General features: G+C 76.4%; 19 protein-coding genes. 13 read left to right on the top strand and 6 right to left on the bottom strand.

All coding sequences use genetic code 11. The features are described from left to right. Positions 1 to 28: 28 nt before the first annotated feature. Both ACR9E3_RS10990 and ACR9E3_RS10985 read left to right on the top strand, forming a co-directional pair. Positions 29 to 1,198: a cytochrome P450 gene (locus ACR9E3_RS10990; protein WP_460380267.1), complete on the top strand. Its 1,170-nt coding sequence runs from the start codon at positions 29 to 31 to the stop codon at positions 1,196 to 1,198. After that, positions 1,195 to 2,118, top strand: a complete 924-nt coding sequence (locus tag ACR9E3_RS10985) for a DMT family transporter (RefSeq protein ID WP_460380266.1) — start codon at positions 1,195 to 1,197, stop codon at positions 2,116 to 2,118. The genes ACR9E3_RS10990 and ACR9E3_RS10985 overlap by 4 nt, the downstream gene beginning before the upstream one ends. Here ACR9E3_RS10985 and ACR9E3_RS10980 read toward each other — a convergent pair. Both ACR9E3_RS10980 and ACR9E3_RS10975 read right to left on the bottom strand, forming a co-directional pair. Next, entirely contained in the window at positions 2,033 to 2,542 is a 510-nt protein-coding gene (locus tag ACR9E3_RS10980; protein ID WP_460380265.1) for a GtrA family protein, read from the bottom strand. The two genes, ACR9E3_RS10985 and ACR9E3_RS10980, sit on opposite strands and share 86 nt — an antisense overlap. A 21-nt stretch (positions 2,543 to 2,563) precedes the next feature. After that, positions 2,564 to 4,177, bottom strand: coding sequence for a sigma-70 family RNA polymerase sigma factor (locus ACR9E3_RS10975; protein ID WP_460380264.1), 1,614 nt, complete (start codon positions 4,175 to 4,177; stop codon positions 2,564 to 2,566). 143 nt (positions 4,178 to 4,320) lie between these two features. Here ACR9E3_RS10975 and ACR9E3_RS10970 point away from each other — a divergent pair, with 143 nt between their 5' ends. From ACR9E3_RS10970 to purE, 3 genes are read left to right on the top strand one after another with little or no spacing between them, the layout of a single operon-like run. After that, positions 4,321 to 5,343, top strand: coding sequence for a GGDEF domain-containing protein (locus ACR9E3_RS10970; RefSeq protein ID WP_460380263.1), 1,023 nt, complete (start codon positions 4,321 to 4,323; stop codon positions 5,341 to 5,343). A 23-nt stretch (positions 5,344 to 5,366) separates the two neighbouring features. Then, the gene (locus ACR9E3_RS10965) at positions 5,367 to 6,557 is read left to right on the top strand and encodes a 5-(carboxyamino)imidazole ribonucleotide synthase (RefSeq protein ID WP_460380262.1); all 1,191 of its coding nucleotides are present in this window, start codon (positions 5,367 to 5,369) and stop codon (positions 6,555 to 6,557) included. Further along, positions 6,554 to 7,126: a 5-(carboxyamino)imidazole ribonucleotide mutase gene (gene purE, locus ACR9E3_RS10960; protein ID WP_460380261.1), complete on the top strand. Its 573-nt coding sequence runs from the start codon at positions 6,554 to 6,556 to the stop codon at positions 7,124 to 7,126. Before ACR9E3_RS10965 ends, purE begins: the two co-directional genes overlap by 4 nt. On the opposite strand, the gene ACR9E3_RS10955 is transcribed toward purE, so the two are convergent. Continuing rightward, a complete protein-coding gene (locus ACR9E3_RS10955) occupies positions 7,096 to 7,707 on the bottom strand; it encodes a TetR/AcrR family transcriptional regulator (RefSeq protein WP_460380260.1) in 612 nt (203 codons plus the stop codon). The genes purE and ACR9E3_RS10955 overlap by 31 nt on opposite strands. 99 nt (positions 7,708 to 7,806) lie before the next feature. Here ACR9E3_RS10955 and ACR9E3_RS10950 point away from each other — a divergent pair, with 99 nt between their 5' ends. From ACR9E3_RS10950 to ACR9E3_RS10940, 3 genes are all read left to right on the top strand, one after another. Next, complete coding sequence (locus tag ACR9E3_RS10950) at positions 7,807 to 9,075, top strand: FAD-dependent oxidoreductase (RefSeq protein ID WP_460380259.1); 1,269 nt, start codon at positions 7,807 to 7,809, stop codon at positions 9,073 to 9,075. Positions 9,076 to 9,200: 125 nt separating this feature from the next. Beyond that, on the top strand, positions 9,201 to 10,355 hold the full coding sequence (locus tag ACR9E3_RS10945; RefSeq protein WP_460380258.1) for an acyl-CoA dehydrogenase: 1,155 nt from the start codon (positions 9,201 to 9,203) through the stop codon (positions 10,353 to 10,355). Between the two features lie 104 nt (positions 10,356 to 10,459). Beyond that, positions 10,460 to 10,987 carry a DUF805 domain-containing protein gene (locus tag ACR9E3_RS10940; RefSeq protein WP_460380257.1) on the top strand — a complete coding sequence of 176 codons (528 nt, stop codon included), beginning with the start codon at positions 10,460 to 10,462 and terminating at the stop codon, positions 10,985 to 10,987. Between the two features lie 150 nt (positions 10,988 to 11,137). On the opposite strand, the gene ACR9E3_RS10935 is transcribed toward ACR9E3_RS10940, so the two are convergent. Together ACR9E3_RS10935 and ACR9E3_RS10930 are read right to left on the bottom strand one after the other, a co-directional pair. Further along, positions 11,138 to 11,854 carry a TIGR03089 family protein gene (locus ACR9E3_RS10935; RefSeq protein WP_460380256.1) on the bottom strand — a complete coding sequence of 239 codons (717 nt, stop codon included), beginning with the start codon at positions 11,852 to 11,854 and terminating at the stop codon, positions 11,138 to 11,140. A 97-nt stretch (positions 11,855 to 11,951) separates the two neighbouring features. After that, the gene (locus tag ACR9E3_RS10930) at positions 11,952 to 14,084 is read right to left on the bottom strand and encodes an LCP family protein (RefSeq protein WP_460380255.1); all 2,133 of its coding nucleotides are present in this window, start codon (positions 14,082 to 14,084) and stop codon (positions 11,952 to 11,954) included. 382 nt (positions 14,085 to 14,466) lie between these two features. Here ACR9E3_RS10930 and rfbD point away from each other — a divergent pair, with 382 nt between their 5' ends. The 4 genes from rfbD to ACR9E3_RS10910 all read left to right on the top strand — a co-directional run bounded on the left by rfbD (position 14,467) and on the right by ACR9E3_RS10910 (position 17,559). Then, entirely contained in the window at positions 14,467 to 15,381 is a 915-nt protein-coding gene (gene rfbD / locus ACR9E3_RS10925; RefSeq protein WP_460380412.1) for a dTDP-4-dehydrorhamnose reductase, read from the top strand. Positions 15,382 to 15,451: 70 nt separating this feature from the next. Continuing rightward, positions 15,452 to 15,709, top strand: a complete 258-nt coding sequence (locus tag ACR9E3_RS10920) for a hypothetical protein (RefSeq protein WP_460380254.1) — start codon at positions 15,452 to 15,454, stop codon at positions 15,707 to 15,709. Positions 15,710 to 15,735: 26 nt separating this feature from the next. Beyond that, positions 15,736 to 16,620, top strand: a complete 885-nt coding sequence (locus ACR9E3_RS10915; protein ID WP_460380253.1) for a tetratricopeptide repeat protein — start codon at positions 15,736 to 15,738, stop codon at positions 16,618 to 16,620. A gap of 18 nt (positions 16,621 to 16,638) precedes the next feature. Continuing rightward, positions 16,639 to 17,559: a glycosyltransferase family 2 protein gene (locus ACR9E3_RS10910; RefSeq protein WP_460380252.1), complete on the top strand. Its 921-nt coding sequence runs from the start codon at positions 16,639 to 16,641 to the stop codon at positions 17,557 to 17,559. Here the strand turns inward: ACR9E3_RS10910 and ACR9E3_RS10905 are convergent. Then, positions 17,526 to 18,149, bottom strand: a complete 624-nt coding sequence (locus ACR9E3_RS10905; protein ID WP_460380251.1) for a TetR/AcrR family transcriptional regulator — start codon at positions 18,147 to 18,149, stop codon at positions 17,526 to 17,528. The genes ACR9E3_RS10910 and ACR9E3_RS10905 overlap by 34 nt on opposite strands. A 45-nt stretch (positions 18,150 to 18,194) precedes the next feature. On the opposite strand from ACR9E3_RS10905, the gene ACR9E3_RS10900 reads away from it, so the two are divergent. After that, entirely contained in the window at positions 18,195 to 19,409 is a 1,215-nt protein-coding gene (locus ACR9E3_RS10900) for an oxygenase MpaB family protein (RefSeq protein WP_460380250.1), read from the top strand. Positions 19,410 to 19,586: the final 177 nt, after the last annotated feature.

Below are 19,586 nucleotides of genomic sequence, written 5' to 3'. Positions count from 1 at the left end.
CCCACCCCGGTAGGGGAGAAATACTGACATGACGACGACCGCACAGCGTCACGAATCACGCGTGCTGTTCGCGTCGCGCCCGGCGCTGTGGGCGTTACTGCGGGCCGGGCGGTGGACCGGTCCCGTGCGCCGCGTCCCGACGGTCGGGTGGCTCGTCGCCGACCCGGTGCTCGCGCGCCGGCTGCTCACCGACCACGCCCATACGAGCGTCGTCGGGGAGGGCAGCGTCGGGCACCTGTGGGCGCAGGTCCTCGGGGACTGGGTCACCGAGCTCTTCGACGGCCGCGGCCACGCGGCCCTGCGGGCCCGGGTGCGTGACGTGTTCACCGAGGCCTCGGCCCGCGAGCACGTCGACCGGGTCCTGGCCGACCGCCTCGCGGTCACCACGCGGGAGCTGGGCACGGGTGCCGAGCTCGACGTCGCCGACCTCGCCCGGGTGCTCGTCGGCCGGGTCGTCGCCGACCTCCTCGGACTGCCCCTGGCCGACGACGAGACCGCCCGGGAGCGCTTCGCGACCGCCGAGAGCCTCGCGGCCCTGGCCCTCGGGACCGGGGCGTCCACGGTGCTCGACCCCGCGACCGTGGCGACCGCGCGCGACCTCGTCGGCCGGCTCACCGCGGGCGTGGCCGACGAGTGGGCGCACGCCGGGCCCGACCGCCTGCTCGGCCGGTGCCGGGAGCTCGGCCTGGGCCTGCGGGAGACCGAGGGGCTCGCCGTGCTCATGGCCGTCGCCGGGACCGGGACGGCGGCGAGCGCGATGGCCCGCACCGTCGCCCTCGTCGCCGACACCGGCACCGCGCCGCGCCTGCTCGCCGAGCCCGGCCGCGTGCCCGACGCCGTGCGCGAGGGCCTGCGCGTCAGCACCCCCGCGCCGGTGGTGGGCCGGCACGTCACGGCGGACACCACCCTCGGCGACGCCCGCCTGCGGGCCGGCGACCGCGTGCTCGTCCTGACCCACGCGATCGACAACGCCGCCGGCGGCTTCGACGTCGACCGCCCCTACGACCCGGCGACCCGCCAGCTGTGGTTCGGGGCCGGACGCCACCAGTGCCTCGGGGCGGCGCTCGCGAAGGCGGAGCTCGCCGGGCTGCTGCACGCGCTGCTCGCGACGGGCCGGCCGTGGCGGGTCACCGGCCGCCGGGCCGCCCGCCGGGTGCTCGTCCCGTCCTACGCCGAGCTGCGGATCACGGTGTCGTGACCACCGTCCTCGCCACCCTCCTCGCCCTCGTCGCCGCGCTCCTCGTCGGCGCGTCCGCGGTGCTGCAGCAGACCGCGGCGTCGACGGTGCGCGACCGGGGCGCGGGGTTCTTCGCCGCGCTGCTGCGCCGGCGCCGCTGGCTCGCCGGGGCCGCCGCGGACACCGCGGGGTTCGGGTTCCTGCTCGCCGCCCGCGCGGTCGGGCCGTTGCTGCTCGTCCAGCCGATCGCGGCGGCGTCGGTGCTGGTCGCGCTGGTGGGCGGGGCGCGGGCGGCGGGCCGGGCGCCGCGGCGGGGCGAGGTCGTGGCGGGCGGGGTGCTCGCCGTCGCCCTCGCGGTGTTCGTCGTGCTGGGCCGCCCGGAGCGGGGTCTCGCCCGGGTGCCGGTCACGTCGTGGCTGCCGTTCCTCGTCGGGGTCGCGGCGCTGTCGGCCGGGGCCGCGCTCGCCGTGCGGCGCCGGGGCGCGGGCGCGGGCCGCGCCGTCCTGCTCGGGGTCCCGGCCGCGCTGGCCTACGGGCTCGGGGCGGCGCTGACGACGACCGTGGTCGCGCTCGCGCCCGCGGGAATCCCCGCCCTGCTCGGCGCGTGGGAGACGTGGACGGCCGCGGTCGTGCTCCTCGCGGGCACCGCCGCGCAGCAGCTGGCCTACCGCGCGGGCCCGCTGCCGGCGTCGCTGCCGGTGGTGGCGGCGGGCGAGCCGGTGGTGGCGGCGGTGCTCGGCGTGGCGGTGCTGGGGGAGTCGCTGGCCGCGGTGGGGCCCGCGCTCGGGCTCACGGCCGTGGCGGTCATCGTGATGCTCGCGACCGTGGTCGTGCTGGCCCGGGGCGTCGGGACGATCAGCGCAGCGGGCCGACCTCGTCCGGGAAGACCCAGCGCCGGAACGCCCACCAGCGGAACACCATCGCGAGGAGGGTCCCGATGACCTGGGCGCTGACGAGGTCCGCGACGTGCTCGGTGAGGGTCGAGACCGCCGGCGTGGCGAGGTCGAGCACGTAGCGGGAGATCCCGAGCGGCGCCGCGTTGATCCCGAGCGCGATGGCCGACACCACGAAGTACAGCAGGGCCTCGTGCGGACGGCCCCGCCCGCCGCGCAGCCGGAACGACCACTCGCGGTTGAGCACGTAGCCGACGATCGTCGCGACCAGCACGGCGACCACCTTCGCGGTGACAGGCTTGGGCTCCAGCACCGTCGACTTCGCCGTGACGAACACGGCCGTGTCCACGACGAAGGTGATCGCGCCGACGATCGCGAACTTGACGAACTCGCCGTAGCGCTCGGTGAGCCCGGCGACGTGGCGGCGCAGCACCGGGGGCAGCCCCGGGGCCCGCGGCCGGTCGTCGGTCATCGTCGCGAGTCTGGCAGACCGCTACCGCCCCGAGGCGTCGATCGGGCACACGACACCCGCCGCGCCGAGCGCCGGCAGGCGCGTGGTGACGACGCAGTCGCCGGTCCCGGGGGCGTCCGCGGGCGCGAGGAGCGCGACCGCCGGCCGGGCGGGCCCGGCGTCCGCGGAGGCAGCTCGCATGGCCGCGACGGGCACGGATCCGGCGGTCGACCCGGGGGCGGTCCCGTCCCTCGCTCCGGCCGCGGGGGTCGTACGGTCGCCCGTCCCGTCGCCGACCCCTCTCGGCGTGTCGCGCGAGCGAGCGTGTGGCGATCCTGACGCTGAACGCCAGCGGGGACGCACCGCTGACACACCGCGGGTGTCGTCCCCGGCGCCGCGGCTCGCCCGATCGCCCGGATCACGGTCCCGCGCGCCCGCCCCCTCGGTCCCGTCGAGAAGACCCGGCAGGGCCAGGGCGGCGTCGGGTGCGGGGTCCGGGACGGGTGGCGTCGGCGAGGGGCCCGGGACCAGGGGCAGCACCGGGGCGGCGCGCGGGGGCGGCGGCGGGGGTTCGGCGTGGTCGCCGACGACGAAGGCGGCGACGCCGACCGCGCCCGCCAGGCCCAGCACGCCCGCGGCGCGCCGGCGGGTCGCGCGGGTCGAGGCCGCCGGGCGCGCGCTCACCCCGCCGAGACCGGAGATCCCGCTCAGCGCGCCGAGCACACCGAGCGCGCCGCCGCCGGCGACGGCGAGCTGGCTGCTGTCGGCGTCGAACGCGAGCGGGCCGGTCGTGCCCCGGGACGCGAGGTAGCCGACGATGCCCGCGCCGAGCACGAGCGGCGCCACGACGGCGCGCAGCATCCCCGAGTTGACGTCGCGCAGCTCCTCGGCCAGCGCCCGGCACTCGGCGCACTCGGCGAGGTGGGTCTCGACGCGCTCGGCCTCGCGGCGGGCGAGGCCGCCGCGGGTGTAGGCGCCGAGCTTCTCGCCGGTGTCGCGGTGGCGCCGGTCCCAGTGACCGGAGGACGAGGCCAGGTGCTCCTGGAGATAGGCCTGGCGCAGCCCTTCCCGGGCGCGGTAGCCGAGCGCGGAGACGGCGTTGGCGGACAGCCCGAACAGCGGCGCGATGTCGGCGGGCGTGTCGCCCTCGACCTCGAGGTGCCACAGCACCGCCTGCCAGCGCTCCGGCAGTGTCGCGAACGCCCGTGCGGCCAGGGTCCGTTCGAGACCGGCGAGGGCGGGGTCGGTGAACGGGACGATCGTGTCGTCGGGGTCGGCGGCGTGCACCGCGGTGACGTCGTCGGTGAGGTCGAGCCGGCGCTCGGCGCGGCTGCGGTCGTAGGCGAGGTGCCGCACCGAGGTCAGCAGGTACGCGCGGAACGCCTCGGTGGGCCCGCGCCCGGCGCGCAGCACCTCGAGCAGGCGCGTGAAGGCGCCCGCGACGAGGTCGTCGGCGTCGGCCGGCGAGCGCGCGAGCTGGCGCGCGAGCGCCCGGGCCGACTGCTCGTGGCGGGTGTAGAGGGTGGCGAACGCCGAGGTCGAGTCGCGGTCGGCGCCCCGGCCCCGGAGCCGCGCGATGAGCTCGGCGTCGCTGCGGGGGTCCCCGTCGGACGAGCCGTCGGGATCGTCGGGACGCCCGCTGTCGTCCACCGTCACCCGACCACCCCCCTCACCCGACCGGTCGAGTGTGTCTGCGCCCGTACGGCCGAACCGGTGACCGTCACCGTCATGGGCGATGTCCCCGCGCGTCTCTGCGGCCGGGACCAGTTCGCACGAGCACGCCGGAGGTCGGCCGGGGCATGGACGTCAGCAGCAACGAGGGGTCGGGCACGGCCACCGCCGACGCCGGGGCGCCGATGGACGTCGGCACGGCCGTCCCCGACGGCGCGACGCCCCGCCCGGCCCGCGCCGCGGCCCTGCGGGAACGCTGGTTCGCCTGCAGCCGCGCCCTGGGCTGGGCGGCGGTGGCCGAGTGGCCGGACCCCGCGGTCGACGCGGTCTGCACCGTCGTCACCGCCCGCCACGACGGCCACGGCGCCCGCGAGCGTGCCGTCGAGTCCGCGCTCGCCCGGTGGGCGGGCGCCCGGGCGGGCGCCGGCGTCGGGCTCGCCGAGACGCTCACCGACCTGGCCGCCCTCAACACCGCCGTCTCCGGTGCCACCGCGACGGACGGCGCGCAGGCCACCGACACGGCCTCGGCGAGCCCCGTGGGCCGCGGCCCCGACGGGGTGCGGCTGCTGCGCGCGGTGTCGCTGGCGTGGACGGACGTCGCCTGCGGGGACCTCAACGAGACCGCCGCGGTCGACCCGCTCTCGGGGCTCGCCAGCGTCCGCTACCTGCGCACCCGCCTCGCGGAGATCTACCGTGCCGCGCGTGCCCACGGCCGGACGGCCGGGGACGGGCACGCCCTGGTGGTGCTCGCGCTCGAGGTCGGCGACTGGCGCCGCGTCGCGCCCCTCTCGATCGCCGGCGAGGCGGCGGGCGTGGTGTTCGACGCCGGCGAGTCGATCGCGGTCGTCGGGCGCGGCACGGTCGTCGTGCTCGCGCCGCGCGAGGGCCTCGTCGAGCGCGCCGCGGTGCTGCGCCGGCTGCTCGCCCGCCGACTCGCCGCGGCCGAGGGCGTCGCCGGGGCCCCGTCGGCGCGGATCGTGCGCCTGCCCGCGACCCACGACGAGGCCTGTGCCCTGCTCGAACGGCTGCGCGACGCGGACCCCGACGCCGACCCCGACGAAGCCCCCGACGCCGACCCCGGGCCGGGCTCCGACGAAGCCCCCGACGCCGACTCCGGCGCGGACGCCGAGTCGGACCCGGATCACACCTGACCAGCGCGTACCGTCTCTCCACCGTGGACGAGCGCACCGGGCTACCCGTGGTGACGATGATCGGCGGCGGCCAGCTGGCGCGGATGACCCACCAGGCCGCGATCGCGCTCGGGCAGTCGCTGCGCGTGCTCGCGACGGGCCCCGGCGAGCCCGCGGCGCTCGTCGCGCCGGATGTCGTCGAGGGCGACCACCGCGACCTCGATGCCCTGCGCCGCGCGGCCGCCGGCGCCGAGGCCGTCACGTTCGACCACGAGCACGTGCCCGGCGAGCACCTGCGCGCCCTGGTCGCCGAGGGCCACACCGTGCACCCCGGCCCGGACGCCCTGCTCCACGCCCAGGACAAGCTCGTCATGCGCACGCGGCTCGCCGAGCTCGGCGAGCCCGTGCCGCCGTTCGCCGCGGTGGAGAGCGTCGACGACGTCACCGCCTTCGCGGGCGAGCACGGCTGGCCGGTGGTGCTCAAGGCGGTGCGCGGCGGCTACGACGGCCGCGGGGTGTGGGTGCTGGACGACGCCGACGAGGCGAAGAGCGTCGTCACCGAGCTGCTGGGCGCCGGGACCCCGCTCATGGTCGAGCAGAAGGTGGCGCTGCGCCGCGAGCTCGCCGCGGTGCTCGCCCGCTCGCCGTTCGGGCAGGCGGCGGTGTGGCCGGTGGTCGAGACGGTGCAGGAGCAGGGCATCTGCACCGAGGTCCTCGCCCCCGCGCCCGGCCTCGACGCCGAGCGTGCCGAGGAGGCCGGCGAGCTCGCCCTGCGCATCGCCGCGGCGCTGGGCGTCGTCGGCCTGCTCGCGGTGGAGCTGTTCGAGACCGACCGCGGGCTCGTGGTCAACGAGCTCGCCATGCGGCCCCACAACTCGGCGCACTGGACGATCGAGGGCGCGGTGACCTCGCAGTTCGAGCAGCACCTGCGCGCCGTGCTCGACTACCCGCTGGGTGCGACCACGACCACGGCGCCGGTGACGGTGATGGCCAACGTCCTCGGCGGCGACCCCGTCCCGGCGACGCGGCTCGACGAGCGCCTGCACCACACCTACGCGCGCTTCCCCGACGCCCGGGTGCACCTCTACGGCAAGGGCGAGCGTCCCGGCCGCAAGATCGGCCACGTCACCGTGCGGGGCGACGACCTCGACGACGTGCGCACCCGCGCCCGGCTCGCCGCGGACCACCTCGCGACCGGCGTGTGGAGCGACGGATGGGACCCTCACGCCTCATGAGCGCCCCTGGGACTCTCCCGGAGAACACCGTCCCGGAGGACACGCCGGACAGCACCCCCGCCGTCGGCCTCGTCATGGGCAGCGACTCCGACTGGCCGACGATGCAGGCCGCGGCGGCCGCGCTCGACGAGTTCGGCGTCTCCTGGGAGGCGCGCGTGCTCTCCGCGCACCGCACGCCGCGGGTCATGCTCGACTGGGCCTCCGCGGCGGCCGGCCGCGGGGTGCGGGTCGTGATCGCCGGGGCGGGCGGGGCGGCGCACCTGCCCGGCATGGTCGCGTCGGCGACGACGCTGCCGGTGATCGGCGTGCCGGTGCCGCTCGCGCACCTCGACGGCATGGACTCGCTGCTCTCGATCGTGCAGATGCCCGCCGGCGTGCCGGTGGCGACGGTGTCGATCGGCGGGGCGCGCAACGCGGGCCTGCTCGCGGTGCGAATCCTCGGCGCGTCCGACCCGGCCCTCGCCCGCGCGATGGAGCGCTTCCAGACCGGGCTCGCCGAGACCGTCGCCGCGAAGGACGAGGCCCTGGCCGCGCGCGCTCACGAGGAGTCCAGCGGCCCCGTGAGGTAGCGCTGGATCGTCGCGCCGTAGACGCCGACCAGGGTCTCCCGGTCGGCGGCGGCCAGTTCGGGCAGCTCGAGGATCTGGCGGGCCATGAGGACCCCGACGATCTGGGACGCGCAGAGGTCGGCGCGCAGGCGGGGGCGGTCGGCGTCGATCGCGGCCGCCACCCGGTCGAGGATCGCCTCGCCGAGGAACTCGCGCATCATCCGGGCCGCGTCCAGGTGCGCGACGGCCGAGCGCACGAGCCCGAGCATCGGGTTGGCGTCACCCAGTTCGTCGATGATCGTCAGCAGGAACCGCACCAGCCGCTCGCCGAGCCCGTCGATCCCCGGCGCGACGAGCCGCGGCACGACCTGCGCCGGGTCGAGCGGGAACTCCATCGCGGCGACGAACAGGCCCTGCTTCGTGCCGAAGTAGTGCATGACGAGGGCGGGGTCGACACCCGCGTCGCCGGCGATCGCGCGCACCGTCGCCGACCGGAAGCCCTCGGACGCGAAGCGGACGCGCGCCGCCTCCAGGATCGCCGACCGCGTCCCGGACTCGCCCGGCCGCCGCCCGCGCCGCCCCGCCGTCTCGCTGCTGGCCACCCGCCCGACCCTACTCGTTTTCATCGACTGTTGAATTTCTCGGGCGGCGGGTCCACACTCGGATTCAACAAGCGGTGAAAAACAGCGGAGGTGGGGACGATGGAGCGCACGACCTGCTGCGTGGTCGGGGGCGGCCCGGCCGGGATGGTGCTGGGGCTCCTGCTCGCGCGGGGCGGCGTCGAGGTGACGGTGCTCGAGAAGCACGCGGACTTCCTGCGCGACTTCCGGGGCGACACCGTGCACCCCACGACGCTCGACCTGCTCACCGAGCTCGGGCTGGGGGAGCGGTTCGACGCCCTGCCCCAGAGCAGGCTCGACCGGGTGGGCTTCCCGGTCGGCGAGGACGGCGAGCTGCTCGTCGTCGGCGATCTGCGCCGCCTCGCCGGCCGCGTCGACCACCCGTACATCGCGATGGTGCCGCAGTGGGACCTGCTCGACCTGCTCGCCGACGCCGCCGCGCAGGAGCCGACGTTCACGCTGCGGATGGACACCGAGGTCACGGATCTGCGCCACGACGCCGGGGGCGCGGTCACCGGGGTGGCCTACCGCACCGCGGACGGCGACACCGGCGAGATCGCCGCCGACCTGACGGTCGCGTGCGACGGGCGCGGCTCGACCGCCCGGGCGCAGGCCGGCCTCGACGTCGTCGACTTCCCGTGCCCGATGGACGCCTGGTGGTTCCGGCTGCCGCGCCGCGACGACGAGCGTGCCGAGGCGCTCTCCCCGCGGATGCAGGCCGGGCGCTTCGCGGTCGTCATCCCTCGGGAGGGCTGGTTCCAGATGGCCTACATGGCGCCCAAGGGGTCCGACGCCGAGCTCCGGGCCCGCGGCATCGAGGCGTTCCGCGCGGACGTCGCCGCGCTCGCCCCCGATCTCGCCGACCGCGTCGACACGCTCGCGAGCATGGACGACGTCAAGCACCTCGACGTCCGGCTCGACCGGCTGCGCCGCTGGCACGTCGAGGGCCTGCTCTGCCTCGGCGACGCCGCGCACGCGATGTCGCCGATCGGCGGGGTCGGCATCAACCTGGCGGTGCAGGACGCCGTCGCCGCCGCGACGCTGCTGGCCGCGCCCCTCCGGGAGGGCCGGGTCACCGGGTCGGACCTCGACCGCGTGCGGCGCCGCCGGTTGCTCCCGACGATCGCCGTCCAGACGCTGCAGCGCGTCATGCACCGGGGGATCGTCGAGCCGGTGCTGCGCGGGCGGATGGGCGGCCCGCCGGCGCCGATCCGTCGTCTCATGGCCGCCTTCCCGCCCGCGACGATCATCCCCGCCTACCTCATCGGCGTCGGCCTGCGGCCCGAGCACGCCCCGGCGTTCGCCCGCCGCGAGCCCGAGCGGGTGACCGGGGCGGCGCCGGGACGGTGACGCGCGGCCGCGACCACCGACCGGGCGTAGCCGGGACCACACCGGTCGGGTGGTCGCGACCTCCCACAATGGTCGGACGTCCGAGTATCGTGACCCCGGAACGCAATCGTGTGTGGAGGGACGCCGTGGACCCGGACTTCGACCTGTACAGCCTCGGTGAGGAGCGCGACGCGCTGCGGGAGTCGATCCGGGCCCTCGCCGAGAAGGAGATCGCGCCCTACGCCGCGGAGGTCGACGCGACGCCGCGCTTCCCGGAGGAGGCGCGCAAGGCCCTCGTCCAGAACGGGTTCCACGCGATCCACATCCCCGAGCAGTACGGGGGTGAGGGCGCCGACTCGATCGTGGCCTGCATGGTCATCGAGGAGGTCGCCCGCGTCGACGCGTCGGCCTCGCTCGTCCCGGCGGTGAACAAGCTCGGCTCGATGCCGATCATCCTGTCGGCCTCCGAGGAGCTGAAGCAGCAGGTCCTGCCGACCATCGCCTCCGGCGAGTCGATGATCAGCTACGCGCTCTCGGAGCGGGAGGCGGGCTCGGACACCGTCTCGATGCGCACCCGCGCGGTGCAGGACGGCGACGACTGGGTGCTCAACGGCACCAAGTGCTGGATCACCAACGGCGGCGTCTCCGACTGGTACACGGTCATGGCGAAGACCGACCCGGACAAGGGCGCCAACGGCATCTCGGCGTTCGTGGTGCACAAGGACGACCCCGGGTTCTCGGTCGGGCCGAAGGAGCACAAGCTCGGTATCAAGGGCTCGCCCACCACCGAGATCTACTTCGAGAACTGCCGCATCCCCGGCGACCGCATCATCGGCGAGCCGGGCACCGGCCTGAAGACGGCGTTCGCGACGCTCGACCACACCCGCCCGACCATCGGGGCGCAGGCGGTCGGCATCGCGCAGGGCGCTCTCGACGCGGCGGTCGACTACGTCCGCGAGCGCCACCAGTTCGGCAAGGCGGTCGCCGACTTCCAGGGCGTCCAGTTCATGCTCGCCGACATGGCGATGAACACCGAGGCCGCCCGCCACCTCGTCTACGCGGCCGCGGCCCGCGCCGAGCGCGGCGAGAAGATGGGCCTGATCGCGTCGGCCTCGAAGTGCTTCGCCTCTGACACGGCCATGTCGGTCACCACCGACGCGGTCCAGCTCTTCGGCGGCGCCGGCTACACCGTCGACTTCCCGGTCGAGCGGATGATGCGCGACGCCAAGATCACGCAGATCTACGAGGGCACCAACCAGATCCAGCGCATGGTCATGGCGCGGAGCCTGCTCAAGAAGTAACCCGTTCGGGGTACTACTCACGGAGCGTGTGCGGAGCTAGCCTACTCGGGCGAAAGGGACCGTGAAGATCTCGGTCCCTCCACACGCTCCGTGAGAGGTCCCCCATGCAGTGGTACCTGAAGGTGCTCAAGCAGTACGCCGACTTCAGCGGGCGTGCTCGTCGCACCGAGTTCTGGATGTTCGTCCTGTTCAACGCGATCGCGTACATCGTGCTCGCCCTGATCGACGTGCTGATCGGCACGGCCAGCTTCACCTCGACGGGAACGGGCTTCTCGTTCGGTGGCGGCCTCCTCAGCGGTCTCTACTCGCTGGGTGTGCTCATCCCGTCCCTCGCGGTCGCCGTCCGCCGCCTGCACGACACCGACCGCACCGGCTGGTGGCTGCTGATCGGCCTCGTCCCGATCGTCGGCGGCATCGTGCTGCTGGTCTTCTACTGCCTCGAGGGCACGCGCGGCCCGAACCAGTACGGCCCGGACCCGAAGATGGACGCGATGGCCGGCCCCCAGGGCGGCTACCCGCAGCAGGGCGGCTACCCGCAGCAGCCGCAGCAGGGCTACCCGCAGCAGGGCTACCCCCAGCAGGGCTACCCGCAGCAGCCGCAGCAGGGCTACCCGCAGCAGCCGCAGGCCTGAGCACGCCCTGACCGGGGTCCCGGTGCCGGCTCGGCCGGGGTCCCGCTCCGCTCACGAAAAACGAACGGCGCTCTCGCTGCTTCCGCAGCAGCGAGAGCGCCGTTTGTTCTGTGTGGAGGTCGGCGTCCGGGTGAGCGCCGCTCCGCGGGCTCAGGCGAGGGTCCGCGTGACCTTCTCGGTGCCCGCCCGGTGGGTCTGGTCCCCGGCGGGGTGGCGCACCTGGACGAGCGAGGCGCCCGCCGCGAGCACCGCGAGGAAGCCGTCGACGAGCCCGCCGGAGGTCGCGACCGGCCACGCGCCGGTGGCGAGCACCCGGTCGTCCGTCGACAGGCCCAGCTCCGCGGCCCGCGCCCGCGCCGTCGCGACGACGGACGTGACGTCGGCGCCCGCGAGGGCCGGGGTGTCGTCGGGGACGGGGGCCAGCGGGTCGAAGTGGTCGCCGTGCACCCGGACCTCGGTCGCGTAGTCGACGGCACCGCCGGGCAGCGCATCGCCGAGGCCCTGGCCGAAGGCGTCGAGCGAGAAGCCGACCACCAGCCCGGCGGCGCCCGCCGCCTCGAGGTGCTCGGCGTCGGCGAGGGCGACCTCGGCGCCCGCCGGCTCCGCGACCACCTCCGCGCCGCACGACCACACCGCGCAGAGCGCCGCCGCCGTCTGCCAGTGCGCGGGCAGCAGCACGGCCACCGGGGCGCCGGGCTCGACGTCGCACTCGTCGCGCAGGAGGTTCGCGGTCTTCGCGACCCAGTTCGCGAACGTCGCGCCCGAGAGCTCGATGCGCTCGCCGGTCGCGTCGTCGTAGAAGGTGATCAGCGGCCGCGCCGGGTCGGCGGCGAGCAGCGAGGAGAGCAGGGCGTCGGAGACGGTCATCGGCTTCGACGCTATCGCTGGTCCGCACACCGCGCCGGAGGTCGGTCGGTAGCGCGACGGAGGAGCGCTGACCGCCGCATCTCCTCGGCGCGACAACTCAATCGATGCAGGGCACGCCCTCGGCGGTGATCGCCGGCTGGGGCGGCGGCACCGGGGCGCTGGTGGCGCCGTCGCCGCCGAGCTCGCCGTCCGAGCCCGAGCCCGAGCCGTTGGCGCCAGTGGCCCCGAGCGGCGAGGTCGTGGGGGGCGCCGCACCCGGGCCGCGGTAGTCCTGGGCGAGCACGACGCGCACGGAGTTCGGGGGCACCGACGGGTCGAACCGCGCGGGCAGGTCCCCGAGGCTGCGCGCGACACGCGCGCCGGCGGCGTCGCCCGCGGGCCCGAAGAGCACCTCGGAGCGCGGCGTCGAGGTCGGCGAGTTGTCGGCCGTCGTGTGCGAGTAGCCCTGCGCCGAGAGCACGGCGACGACGCGCGCGGCCGCGCCCTCGGTGCCCGAGGCGTTGAGCACGTCGACCGGGATCGTCCCGGGCGCGGGACCGTCGTCCTCGCCGGACGCCTCCTCGGGGCCGATGGCGTCGCTGACGAAGCGCTCCACGGCGCGCGGGTCGACGTCGAGCACCTCGCCCCGGCCGTCGACGTTGCGCGTGCCGTTCGTCGGGATGGTGAGGAACGCGACGGCGCCGGCGCTGACGTCCTGCATCTGCTGTCCGAAGCGCAGCAGGTCCCAGTTGTTGTCGAGCACCACCGACTGCTTCACGGCGTCGAGCAGCCGGGTGAGCGTGATCGGGTCGGCGAGCGTGCCCGAGGAGAGGATCTTGCGCGACATCGACGCGAGGAACGCCTGCTGGCGGCGGATGCGGTCGAGGTCGCCGTTGGGCAACCCGTGGCGCTGGCGGACGAAGGCGAGCGCGTCGTGGCCCGACACGGTGCGTGGCCCGGCGGGGAAGTGGGCGCCCGAGAGGTCGTCGTCGACCGGGTTCTTGAGGCACACGTCCACGCCGCCGACGGCGTTCGTGAGCGTGTAGAAGCCCATGAGGTTGACCTCGGCGTAGTGGTCGACGGTCAGCCCGGTGAGCTCGGCGACGGCGCGCACGAGCTCCTGGCGCCCGGCCTCGGAGGAGCGGACGTCGACGTCGCGCGGGTCGGTGTCGCCGGACTGGACGAGCCGGTTCGCCTCCTCGGCCTTCGCGCCCGGGTACGCCGAGTTGATCTTGTCGCGGCGCCCGGCGCCCGGGATCGTCACGTAGCTGTCGCGGGGGATCGAGAACGCGACCGCGCGGCTGCCGTCGTTGGGGACCCGCACCAGGATCATCGTGTCGGTGTTGATCACACCGTCGGCGGCGCCCGCCCCGATCTCGCGCAGCACCTCGGGGGGCAGCGGCTGGCCCTGGGCGTCGGTACGGCTGTCGACCCCGACGAGCAGGATGTCCGTCGCGCCGTCGGCGGCGTCGCCCACGGCCTCGCCGCCGAGCGCGCTCGACCCCGAACCGAGGCTCCCGGACAGGGCCGCCCACGCGGTCCCGGACAGCGCGAAGATCAGCACCGACAGGACGGCGACCGCGAGGCGCAGCGTGCGCCGCACCGAGCGCGGCGGGCGCCCGTCGTCGGGGACCTCCCGCTCGGGCCGGGGCCGTCCGGGCGGTCGGGGCGGTGGCGGCCCGGGGCGACCCCGCTCGCGGTCCCGCTCGCGCTCCCGGTCCGGGCGCGCCTTCTCGGAGGACCCCTTCCGGGGTCGTGCCCCCGGCTCCCGCAGCGTCCGCTCGTCGCGGGGCTCACGGGCATCCCGGGGATCGCGGCGGTCGCGCGGATCGCGCGGGTCGTCCGGGGGCGGCGCCGGGCGCCGGGGCCGGCCGGGACGGTCCGGTCGACCGGGCTTGTCCGGCCGGCCGGGCTTGTCGGGCCGCTCGGCGCGCTCCGGTCCCTCGGCGCGCTCCGGTCGGTCGGGTCGGTCGGGCGGCGGGCCCGGACTCTTCCCCCGGGGCCGGGTGCCCGCCGGGGCGGCGGACAGCTCGGCGAGGTCGCGGCGGCGCAGCCGGGCCGAGGCCGGGCGACGGTCCGGTTCGGTGACGCTCTCGTCCGCGGACGGCACGCCCGGGTCGGCGTCGGGGTCGTCGAGCGGGGGTCCCCCGGCGCGACCCGGGCTGCGGCGCGCCGGTCCGGCGGCGGCCCCGGCGGTGGCGGACGGGCCGAAGCGCCGGGCGCGGTCGCGGCCGGGGTCGTCACGGTCCACGGGTCCCGCCTCCCTCCGCCGCTCCTCGGCCCCGCGGGGCGTTGCTCGGTCCGGTCCCGGGCCTCCGGTCGTCGTCGTCCGGGGGGACGTGCCCCGGTGCACGGGCGCCGCGTCGCGCCGTGCTCCGGGTATGCCGACGAGCCGGTCCGGGGACCGTGGTTGATCGCAGATTAGACGCCCCCGGTGCCCGGCGGGGCCCGTCACCCGTCCGTCGGCCCGTCGGCGCGTCGCCGGCGACCGTTGGTGATCAGCTTCGGTCCCGAGCAGGGCTTCTTCCGGGAGCCGCGGGTCCCCGGCGCGCCCACCGCGGTGCGTGCTCACCCGATGGCGGTGCGAGACTGCGCTCCGCGTGATCGACGGGGGGTGGGGTGCCGTGCGGTGGATGGTGACCGGAGCCGGGGGTGCGCTGGGGACGGACCTGGTCGCCCGGCTCACCGCCCCCGATGCCCCGCCGGGCGACTCCGTGGTCGCGCTGACCCGGGCCGACACCGACGTCACCGACCCCGCGGCGGTCCGCGACGCGGTGCACGCGTGGGCCGCGGCGCCCGGCGACGGCGCCGGCGACACCGCGGTGCTGCTCAACGCGGCCGCGTTCACGGCCGTCGACCTCGCCGAGACCGATCCCGCGGCCGCGGCGGCGGCGTGGGCGGCGAACGCCGAGGCGCCCGGGCTGCTCGCGGCGGCCTGCGCCGAGGTCGGCGCGACGATGGTCCACGTCTCCACCGACTACGTCCTCGGGCCGCTGCCCGACGGTGCCCGCCGTCCGCTCGAGCCCGACGACCCGACCGGCCCGGAAGGGGTCTACGCCCGCAGCAAGCTCGCGGGCGAGGAGCGGGTGCGCGCGGCGCTGCCCGGGGCGCACCACATCGTGCGCACCGCGTGGGTCTACGGCGCCACCGGGGCGAACTTCGTGCGCACCATGGCCCGGCTCGCCCGCGAGCGCGACACCCTCGACGTGGTCGACGACCAGCACGGGTCGCCGACCTGGTCGGCGGACCTCGCCGACGGCCTGCTCGCCCTCGCCCGCTCGTCGGCGCCCGCGGGCACCCGGCACGCCGCGGGCGGCGGGGAGACGACGTGGTGCGGCCTCGCGCGGGCGGTGTTCAGCGAGCTCGGTGCCGACCCCGGCCGCGTCCGCCCGTGCGACACGGCGTCGTTCCCGCGCCCCGCTCCCCGCCCGGCGTGGTCGGTGCTCTCCGACGCGTCCTGGCGCGCCGCCGGGCTGGCGCCGCTACCACCCTGGCGGGATGCCCTGCACACCGCGGTCACCCGCCATCCGGACCTCCTGTTGGACTGAACGGACTACGTTCGTAATCCCATCGGTGTCATTCCCGTGTCCTCAGGGCCGGTTCGTGCGTTGAGCGGTCATGGCTGTGGAGACGGTGCTCCTCGCGCTGCTCGGTCTCGTCGCCGTGTGGTTGGTGATCGACGCCGGGCGTGAACGGCATCGGTTGCGGGCCCGGGTGGCCCGCGACGAGCGGTGGCAGGCCGAGCACCGCCGCACCGCACGCGCCGAAGCCCGGGATGCCAGGGACAACAGGGCCGCGGCGTCCCCCGACTCCTGGCGCTACTGGCCGCTGACGCTCCCGTCGGTCGAGGACGGCTCGAGCGGCCCTCGCCTGTAGACCGGTGTGTCCCGCACACTGATCGGATGACGGAGCAGGCCGCGTCGGGGACGGCCGAACCCCTCTGCGACCGGGCCCGGGCGCTCGCGGCCGGGCCGGACGCGCACTCCGGGGACGGCCTGGAGGAGCGCATCGCGCTGCTGCGCCGCGCGGTCGCCAGCCGGGAGCCCTCCGCGCCCGGGCTGCTCGCCCACGCCTACCTCGACCGCGGCGACCGCCGGGAGGCCGCCGACGTCCTCGTCCCGGCCGTGATGAGCCGTGGCGAGACCGATCTCGCCGGCCTGCTCGGCGAGACCCTCGCCGCCATCGGCGACCACGAGGCCGCCGAGTCGGCGTTCCTCGTCGGGCTCGACGCGGGCGACCCGGCCGCGACCAACGACTACGGCGTCTTCCTGCGCGGGCGCGGGCGCACCCAGGAGGCGCTCTACGTCCTCGACCGCGCCGTGCGCCTCGGCGACGAGCTCGCCGCGCTCAACCTCGTCGCGCTCCACCTCGAGGAGCTCGACGACCCGCGCACCGCCACCGAGCTCGCCGAGGAGCTGCTCGACGCCGACCGGCCGGCCACGCTGCTCGCGCTCGCGGACTGCCGGCTCGCCGCCGGGCGCGTCCGGGAGGCCGGCGATCTCTACCGTCGCGCCGCCGAGGGCGACGGGCCGTGCGCGCACATCTACTACGGCTGGTTCCTCCGGGACCGCCAGGACGACCTCGCCGGCGCCGAGGAGCAGCTGCGGCGCGCCCACGAGGTCGACGAGCCCGGCGCGCCGTTCCACCTCGGGCGGTTCCTGCTCGACCACGGACGCCGCGACGAGGCCCAGTCCTACATCGAGGAGGCCGCCCGGCGCGGGGATCCCGACGCGCTGGCCGTGCTCGAGACGCAGTACCGCGGGCTGGTCGACGAGTACGACGACTGACCGGCGACAATGCGGGCCGTGAGCAGCCCTTCCGACGACCGGTACGGCGACGGGCTCGCCGTCGTCTGCGTGACCTACTCGCCGGGCGAGGCGCTGGGCGAGTTCCTGGGCTCGCTGGAGAAGGCGACCGCGCGGCCCTACCGGGTCGTCCTCGCCGACAACGGGTCGGTCGACGGCACGCCCGAGGCCGCGGCGTCCGCCGACGACCGCGTCGAGCTGCTGGTGATCGGCGAGAACGTGGGCTACGGCGCCGCCGCGAACCGCGCGGTCGCCGGGCTGCCCGCCGACGTCGGCTGGGTGCTGGTCGCCAACCCCGACATCGTGCTCGGGCACGGCGCGCTCGACACCCTCGTCGACGCCGGTGCCCGCTGGCCGCGGGCCGGGGGCCTGGGGCCGCTCATCCGCACCGGCGGCGAGGTCTACCCGTCGGCGCGCCTGGTGCCCTCGCTCGGGCGCGGCGTGGGCCACGCCCTGTTCGCCGCGGTCTGGCCCGAGAACCCGTGGACGCGCTCCTACCGTCAGGAGGGCGCGGCCGCCGAGCGCACCGCCGGCTGGCTCTCGGGCTCGTGCCTGCTGCTGCGCCGCGAGGCGTGGGCCTCGGTCGACGGGTTCGACCCGCGGTACTTCATGTACTTCGAGGACGTCGACCTCGGCGACCGCCTCGGGCGCGCCGGCTGGCTCAACGTCTACGTCCCCGACGCCGAGGTGGTGCACACCGGCGGGCACGCGACCGACCGGGACGCCGCCACCGCCGCCCGGATGCTCGCCGAGCACCACCGCAGCGCCTACCGCTTCCTCGCCGACCGCTACCGCGGGGCCCGCTGGGCGCCGCTGCGCGCGGCCCTACGGGTCGGGCTGAGCCTGCGCGCGCGCACCGGGGTCCGCGCCGCCCCCGGCTCGGAGCCCTACGGCGCGGGGTCCAGAGCGCGCGCGAGGTAGCCGAGGACGAGCGCGGTCACCTCGTCGGCGAACTCCTCCCGCCCGAGCGGCGGGTCCTCGAGGACGTAGCCGACGGCGAGGCTCTCGACGGTGCGCACCACCAGCCATGCCACGGTGCCGGCGGGGTGGCGGGTCGCGCCGCCGGAGCGCGCCACGAGCGTGCTGGTCAGCAGCGCGTCGACGCGCCGGGCGAACGCGGCGCGACGGTCGTCGCCGGCCCGGGGCATCCGCTGCGCGACCGCGCGCAGCAGCGCCGGGTGCTCGGCCAGCGCGTCGACCAGGGCGAGCACGATGCGTCGGACCGCCTCGGCGGGGTCGCGCACGGCCACCGTCTCGACGAACGCGCCCGTCACCCGTTCCTCGAGCTCGTCGCTGTAGCGGGAGACGACCTCGTCGAGGATCGACTCCTTGTCACCGAAGTACTGGTAGAGCGAGCCGGGGCTGATCCCCGCGGCGGCGGCGACGTGGTTGGTGGTCAGGCCCTCGGTCCCGCGCTCGAGCAGCACCGCGCGCCCCGCGGCGACGATCCGCTCGACGGTCGCCCGCGAGCGCTCCTGACGCGGCTGCCGGCGTCGTCGCGGGCCCGTCACGGCGCGAGTTGAAAGCGAGCAGGAACTCGTATCAGCATCGACGGCATGGTGGCACGCGAGCAGGTCGATCTCCATCCCGGACGGTTCCGTGCGGCGCCCGAGCGCAGCCGGCGCATCGCGCGCCCGCTCGCCGTGGTCGCGCGGGTCCGCGAGACCGACGAGGACCTGCTCGACACCATCGGCCGGCGCATGTTCACCCGAGACGAGGTGGGCGCCGACCTCGCCGCCGCGATGAGCAGGCCCCGCACCGACCCGGAGCGCGTGACGATGGCGGCGTTCTCCCGGGCCCTCGCCGGGTCCCCGCCGGAGGGTCCCGCGCTCGCCCGCTTCTTCGCCGTCGTCGAGGACACCCCGTCCTGGGTCGACCACGACCTCGTCGAGCGTGGCGGGCGCGCCCTGCGCCGGATGGGCCGCACGCTGGACGACGTCCTGCTCACCCTGTCGCTGATCGGCGGCTACCGCTTCGGCGGCCCCGCCGACCTGCTCGTCGCCACGGGCGGGCTCACCGGCTCGACGGCGATGCGCCGGCTCGGGGAGACCGAGGAGTGGGCGCGGTCGCTCATCGCGCCCGGCGGGCTGCGCCGCGACGGGGCGGGCTGGCAGCTGACCGTGCACGTGCGCGCGATGCACGCCCTGGTCAACCGCCGGTTCGAGACCAACGGGCGGTGGGACGTCGGGCACTGGGGGCTGCCGATCAACCAGGCCGACCAGGCGGCGACGCTCGGGCTGTTCAACAGCACCGGGCTGCTGGGCGCCCGCGCGCTGGGCTGGGTGGTGACGCCGGCCGAGTCCCGCGCGGTGATGCACCTCTGGCGCTACGTCGGCTGGCTCATGGGCGTCGACGAGGACTGGCTGTTCGCCACCGAACGCGAGCAGAACCGGTTCCTGCACCACGTGCTGCTCGTGCAGGACGACGTCACGCCTGCCGGCCCGGCGCTCGCCACCGCCCTCGTCGACGGGCAGCGCTCCCTGACCTCCGGGCCGCTGGCCGGGCTGCGCGGCGAGTACCGCCGCCGCCGCGTGCTCGGGCTGCTGCGCTGGTTCCTCGGGCGGGAGGGGCTGCGCGACCTGGGGCTCCCCGCCGCGCTCCCGTGGCCGGTGCCCGTGGCGTTCGCCCGCAACCTCGTGCTCTCCGGGCTCGTCGCGCGCAACCGGGCCGGGCGGCGGTGGCTCGAGCGGGCCGGCGACGCGTGGACGCGCGGCGAGATCGACCGCCGCTTCGCCGGCGCCGAGCCCGGCGTGGCGCCGCTGCCGGGCTGAGCGCGCCGGCCCGTCGACCTCGCCGACGTCGGTGCCCCCACCGCCCGGGGTCCTCCCCGCCGACCCCGCGTAGGCCGGCTCTCCAGATCGATCTCTCGAGAGTGTCAGGAGGGTCGTTCCGGGCGGGTCCGTGGATCGTGTCCGCCAGCGGGTTCCCCGCGCAGCACCCGGCGTCAG

This window comes from Actinomycetospora sp. C-140 (assembly GCF_054796175.1).
This window is presented reverse-complemented; position numbering and strand designations above follow the sequence as displayed.

Excerpts from the sequence above, each read along its gene's own strand:
- ACR9E3_RS10970 (WP_460380263.1), top strand. The coding sequence starts at position 4,321 with ATGGACGTCAGCAGCAACGAGGGGTCGGGCACGGCCACCGCCGACGCC.
- ACR9E3_RS10920 (WP_460380254.1), top strand. The coding sequence starts at position 15,452 with ATGGCTGTGGAGACGGTGCTCCTCGCGCTGCTCGGTCTCGTCGCCGTG.
- ACR9E3_RS10990 (WP_460380267.1), top strand. The coding sequence starts at position 29 with ATGACGACGACCGCACAGCGTCACGAATCACGCGTGCTGTTCGCGTCG.
- ACR9E3_RS10900 (WP_460380250.1), top strand. The coding sequence starts at position 18,195 with ATGGTGGCACGCGAGCAGGTCGATCTCCATCCCGGACGGTTCCGTGCG.
- purE (WP_460380261.1), top strand. The coding sequence starts at position 6,554 with ATGAGCGCCCCTGGGACTCTCCCGGAGAACACCGTCCCGGAGGACACG.
- ACR9E3_RS10950 (WP_460380259.1), top strand. The coding sequence starts at position 7,807 with ATGGAGCGCACGACCTGCTGCGTGGTCGGGGGCGGCCCGGCCGGGATG.
- ACR9E3_RS10935 (WP_460380256.1), bottom strand. The coding sequence starts at position 11,854 with ATGACCGTCTCCGACGCCCTGCTCTCCTCGCTGCTCGCCGCCGACCCG.
- ACR9E3_RS10915 (WP_460380253.1), top strand. The coding sequence starts at position 15,736 with ATGACGGAGCAGGCCGCGTCGGGGACGGCCGAACCCCTCTGCGACCGG.
- rfbD (WP_460380412.1), top strand. The coding sequence starts at position 14,467 with ATGGTGACCGGAGCCGGGGGTGCGCTGGGGACGGACCTGGTCGCCCGG.
- ACR9E3_RS10940 (WP_460380257.1), top strand. The coding sequence starts at position 10,460 with ATGCAGTGGTACCTGAAGGTGCTCAAGCAGTACGCCGACTTCAGCGGG.
- ACR9E3_RS10980 (WP_460380265.1), bottom strand. The coding sequence starts at position 2,542 with ATGACCGACGACCGGCCGCGGGCCCCGGGGCTGCCCCCGGTGCTGCGC.